General features: G+C 44.2%; 6 protein-coding genes and 1 pseudogene. 6 read left to right on the top strand and 1 reads right to left on the bottom strand.

Going from position 1 to position 5,324, the window contains the following annotated elements; translation table 11 throughout:
• The 6 genes and pseudogenes from H6A34_RS13710 to H6A34_RS13685 form a co-directional block, all read left to right on the top strand.
• Positions 1–412 (top strand): annotated as a pseudogene (locus tag H6A34_RS13710) (DUF3987 domain-containing protein); the annotation flags it as partial.
• 115 nt (positions 413–527) lie between these two features.
• Positions 528–1,535, top strand: a complete 1,008-nt coding sequence (locus H6A34_RS13705; RefSeq protein ID WP_205105974.1) for a DUF6371 domain-containing protein — start codon at positions 528–530, stop codon at positions 1,533–1,535.
• A 12-nt stretch (positions 1,536–1,547) separates the two neighbouring features.
• Positions 1,548–2,102 carry a helix-turn-helix transcriptional regulator gene (locus H6A34_RS13700; RefSeq protein WP_205105973.1) on the top strand — a complete coding sequence of 185 codons (555 nt, stop codon included), beginning with the start codon at positions 1,548–1,550 and terminating at the stop codon, positions 2,100–2,102.
• 406 nt (positions 2,103–2,508) lie between these two features.
• Entirely contained in the window at positions 2,509–2,892 is a 384-nt protein-coding gene (locus H6A34_RS13695) for a plasmid mobilization protein (protein WP_205105972.1), read from the top strand.
• Positions 2,893–2,904: 12 nt separating this feature from the next.
• Positions 2,905–4,113 (top strand): relaxase/mobilization nuclease domain-containing protein, encoded by a 1,209-nt coding sequence (locus tag H6A34_RS13690; RefSeq protein ID WP_205105971.1) that lies wholly within the window; start codon positions 2,905–2,907, stop codon positions 4,111–4,113.
• Between the two features lie 26 nt (positions 4,114–4,139).
• Positions 4,140–4,613 carry a hypothetical protein gene (locus H6A34_RS13685; protein WP_205105970.1) on the top strand — a complete coding sequence of 158 codons (474 nt, stop codon included), beginning with the start codon at positions 4,140–4,142 and terminating at the stop codon, positions 4,611–4,613.
• A 12-nt stretch (positions 4,614–4,625) separates the two neighbouring features.
• Here the strand turns inward: H6A34_RS13685 and H6A34_RS13680 are convergent.
• Positions 4,626–5,324 (bottom strand): restriction endonuclease subunit S (locus H6A34_RS13680; protein WP_205105969.1); only part of this gene is annotated, 699 nt, incomplete at its 5' end.

The following is a 5,324-nucleotide window of genomic DNA, read 5'->3' as shown; positions in this document are numbered from 1 at the left end:
TTGGCCAAAAGGGTCAAAGTCGCGTGGCTTTTCCATGGTGGATAGCCGGGTAATGAAAACACCCATAATTGCAGCACGGTTGGCTTTAGTATTACAGATACTTCGATGGGCTTGTGACGAAGTCCATAAAGATTTTGTGGATATTGATTCCACAAAATCGGCCATCAGACTAAGTGCATATTTCGAGGATTGCTATTTCAATGTTCAGAAATTTATGTTGATAGAAAGCATAGACTCACAGAAGAAAGAAATGCTTGATATTGTACCTCATTTGTTTTCTACAGCCGAAGCCGTCCAAGCTGGTAAAGAAGTCGGAATGTCGGAAAGAACTGTGATGTATGTGTTGAACAAACTTGCCGCGAACAAAGTAATCAGGAAAATTAAGAGGGGAGAATATGAAAAACTGCAATAATCCACACTGTTTGCACTTTGCAGTATTTGCAGTTTGCAGTTCAGAGGGCATTGGTAATCTGGAAAACTGCAACAACTGCAAACTGCACGAACTGCATTTATAAAAAGGAGGAACTATGATTGAATACCGATTTACGCTCCAAAAATACAAGCGAGGTTCTAAGCTGACCTGTCCTAAATGTGGTAGGAAGCAATGTTTCGTCAAGTATGTTGATACGGAAGGGCAAATTGCGTTTCCTGATTATGTGGGCAGGTGCGACCATGAACATTCGTGCCAATACCATTACAAGCCATCGGACTATTTCAAAGATAATCCTATTGCATTGGAAGAACGGAAGCCGTGGAGGTCGCAGACTACGGCCGTACTGCCAAAGCCGATAGACTACATTGATCGTAACATTATGTACCGCTCGCTTGCCAACTACGAACTGAATCCGTTATTCATCTTTCTGTCTGAAGTATTCGGTGAAAAGGAAACATCCCAGCTGTTCCAATTATACTGTGTCGGGACATCCAAGAAATGGAAAGGCTCCACGGTATTTTGGCAGATTGACCGACAAGGAAGAGTACGAGCAGGAAAGATTATGCTGTATAATCCGGAAACAGGGCATCGGGTGAAAGAACCGAGAAGCTATGTGAGTTGGGTGCATACGGAGTTGGGACTAAAACACTTCAATATGAAGCAATGTCTGTTCGGTGAACATCTATTAGCTGACTATCCAGCAAAAGCAGTAGCCATTGTGGAGAGCGAGAAATCTGCTTTAGTAGCCAGCCACTTCATGCCTGACTTTGTTTGGCTGGCGACCGGAGGAATACACGGCTGCTTCAAGGCTGACACCGTTGCCGTGTTGAAGAACCGTGCCGTCATACTTTGTCCTGACTTGGGAGCGAAGGAGGTTTGGAAGGAGAAATCGCAGTTGCTTTCTTCCATCTGCTCGAAAGTGGTTTTCAGTGAAAAACTGGAGCAATGTGCAACGGACGAACAGAGGGAAAAAGGATTAGATATAGCAGACTTTCTGCTGATGGAGGACACTCCCATGATGACGCTTCAAAAGATGATAAAGCGTTGTCCGAGTTTGCAAACGCTCGTTGACCAATTTCAGTTAGAGTTAGTTGAACCATAAATAGATTTGAAGATGAAAAAAGACATTTATTATTGCATAGTGCTTTCCGACAGCCAGCTTGATTTTCTGGCAGGAAGCAAGTACGGTATCGACCGCATGAAGGTATTGAAATGCCTCATTGACGCTGCGGTAATCAAAGAAACAAAATACGAGAAGAAAGGCTTTGCCGTTACGCTACATATCGGACAAATCGCTCTTTCGGAAGTAGAATTGGCCACCCGTTTAGGTTATGACAAGAAAACCGTTTCGAGGTTGCTTGACAAAATGGCCGAGTTGGGGATTATCACATCCGAACAGACTAACCGCACAAGCATACACACCGTGCATTGTGTGTCGGCATGGTATGCGGACAATCAAAAAATACTCAATCCGTATTATGTGAGCGTGAAAGAGCGGCGCAATCATGTCTATGAGATTGGTGAAGATGGTAGTGGTGAGAACTGTATTGCCACCGATGTACCAAATGGCGAAAATACAAAGTCGGACACCGCCACTTGTTGTAACAACGGGCAACCATCTTTATCCCTTATTTCGGACGGGAATGTTCATGGTGGAAACGGAGTGTAAATCATAGTGAAATCGAGACGGACAAGAAATGCTGTATATTGGCTTTCAAAAGATGGCTTTTTGCAATGCGAGACATGGCTTTTTACGCTTCAATTCGTGGCGTTTTGGAAAGGCGTTGGTTTATGGCGGAACTTGGGTTTAACTTACAACACTATCGGAAGCGGTCTTTTGAGGAAAGAATGTGGCGGAGTAAGTTTGTTTTAGGCGTTTATAAAGACTTCGGATAAACCGTCCACTCTACGAGTTGTGCTATGTCCGATGTTCGTGTCAGGACTGTTACAAGAATTGCCTATGTCGCACAAAACCGCTCCGCGCTTCCATGCCACATAAGCTATAACTGCCGCTCGCAAGCTCGCACCGGGCTAACCAGTTTTATTTTATAGTATCACCTTATAATTCATTAGATATGACAATAACGGAAGAGAACAAGGATGGAAAGAAAAAGGCTATAAGGCGTACAAAGCGGCTGGAGGCCAGAGTGACTGGAAAGGAATACGCAAAAGCCATGGAACTTGCCGAGACCTGCGGCTTGACTTTGAGCGACTACATCCGTAAATGCGCCTTGGGACAACATCCGAGACGGCGGCTTACCGACAAGGAGGTGGAAGCCCTTTGCAGTCTTTCCGATGCACGAGGTGAACTAATGCGAATAACGGCAGCCGTCAAGTCAATACAGGGCAGCCATCGGGCACAATACTTCGCAGACACCCGTTTTGTGGAACAGTGGATGCGTGCCGCCGTTCTTCTTATAGCCCGTTGGAATGAAATTCAGGAATACATCACCCAATAAATCCCCAACCAGATGATAGCAAAAGCGGCCACCATCAGCCACGGCGGAAACGCCGTCCGCTATTCGGTCAATAAGGACAAAGCGGAGATAGTGAAAGTGAACTTTCTGCCCGATTACATATCGGCGGAGGCCATGTACCAACGCATGGTGCTCAAACAAAAAGAATTTGCCAGCACAATCAATAAAGGCAGACCACTCAAACGGAATGTGATAAGAATGGAAATATCCCCAACCAAAGATGAAACTGCAGGATGGACATTGGACGATTGGGCAAGGTTGGCAAACGAGTACATCCAAGTTTTCGATTCTATTGACCTGTCGAAAAAGGCTAAACGTGCCAGTGCGAAGTCCACCAACGTGAAGAACAGCCAGTATGTGGTTGCACTCCACCATGATGCGAAAAGTGGCATACCTCATCTGCACATTGACGTGAACCGTGTGGACATGGACGGAAAAGTCAACGATGACCACTTGATAGCGGAACGGGCAATGTCGGCTGCGTACATTATCAATGAACGGCGGGGATGGGTACAGCCGGAGGACATATACGAGAAGCGTAGGCAGGAGATAACTGACACTTGCATGGATGTACTCCGTTCCTTGTCGAATTTCAGTTGGTCAGGCTACGAAGCCGGACTGAAAGCGCATGGCTACGGCATACACTTGCAAGAGGATGATAAGGGGAATGTACGAGGTTATTCTGTACTTTTGGGCAACTCCAGTTATAAATCCTCCATTCTCGGTAAAAGGCGACACCTCATGCCGTCAAAGATAGAAGTGACATGGGCGAGGCTTCATGGAGAGCGAAAATCTTTGGTAAATTCAACTGTCGAGCAAGAAAAACGGACAGCTACTGTGCAGCCAAACAATCCACAGGGCGACCTATCGGCTCTAGTATTCAGGCACTACGACATCTCCACAGATGAATACCACCAATACCATGTGACTATATCGGAGGAAGCGGACGAAATCATCCGCAAGGAGTGTTCCGTATTAGACGATAATCCCTTTGCAACCATAGAAGATGTGCGGAAAACCGCCCTGCTCCTTTTCGCTAAATACCTTGACGGTGCAACAAGCATGGCTACATCCAGTGGCGGCGGAGGTTCTGACATGAGCGGTTGGGGAAAAGATAAAGATGAGGACGAACGTGAATGGGCAAGGCGTTGCGCTCAAATGGCCAACTGTCTTTGCAAACGCAGGCGAGGTTTACACAGATAATTGTTTCACTCAAAATCTAAATGAATATGGGAATAGGAAAAGGAAAATCCGACAAAATAAACATTGATAGCCTTATAGGAGGAACTGGCAATGAAAACGAGGCATTGCAGGTAGAACGCAACCTTACTGAAAAGATAGCGGAACTGAAACAAACGACCGCTGCACTCAATGCCTCTATTGACCGTATGGAAAGCATTGTTTCAAAATTCAATTTTTCTGTTCAAGAAATGCAGGCGAAGAAAATCGGTGCACAAGTACATCCTCAAACCCTAAAATCCTTGAATAACATTTGTACGAACTTTGTCGTGGAAGTTGGTCGGCAACTTATGGCTCATCGTGACAAACAGCTTGAGCTGCAAATGGAACATGAAAAGCGGATTGCTCGTATGCTTGAAAAGAGTAAAGGAGTATGGCTTTCGGGCAAATGGGTGAAAATCCTGTTTGCCTGCTTCCTTTTGTACAATGCCGTTGTCATACTTTATGTGCATATTAAGACATAAAGATCCAATAATTCATTTCGATAAATGATAATTTAGCGATGCTTGGCCGTTCATCAGGAGAGGCAAAAGCTCGTCTCGCTGCTTAGTAAGTGCTGCGATTTCTTTTTTAAGTATAAGCTGCTTATCTGCTATTCCATTTTGTAATTCAATCCATTGTTTATAAGCGTTTTTTGCTCCAGTAATAAGAATTGGAAATTTACATAGGTCATCCCTTGAAACTTCTTTGAAGGTCGTGCCAGAACCTAATTGCTCTATCTGCTTGATATGATGTTTTATGTAATAGTACAAAAAAATGGAATCTTCCATATTCTTGGGAATAAAGCTCTTGAAACCTTGATTTGTACAAACATCATGTTTTGCGATAGACACAAGACCAATTGGAGCACGACTTGACATAAGTACAGAGTTTACTGGAAGCATACTTGTACTGCAAGAATCAAAGCCTTGTTTGGTTATATTTCGTTCGCCTTGGTACACGAATTTTGATTGTTGGTCTGATAAATCCTTTGGAGTTATCCACACAATATCACCTCCGTAATTTGCTTCATCTGCGGTTGAAGGTGTTGCACCATTCTTGATTTCAGCAAAGTCTATTAGATTTTTGACTTGCCAATCAATAGGAATTTCTCGCTTTAATCGTTTATTGTAGGCCATTTTGCCACCACTTAACTTATAAGGTCGTCCGTTCTCATCTGGAAAGTCGAACTGCAC

Origin of the sequence: Marseilla massiliensis, assembly GCF_016899855.1 — a bacterium.
In the GTDB taxonomy this organism is placed as follows: Bacteria; Bacteroidota; Bacteroidia; order Bacteroidales; family Bacteroidaceae; genus Prevotella.
The sequence above is the reverse complement of the archived record's forward strand: the minus strand, read 5'-3'. Positions and strand labels throughout refer to the sequence as shown.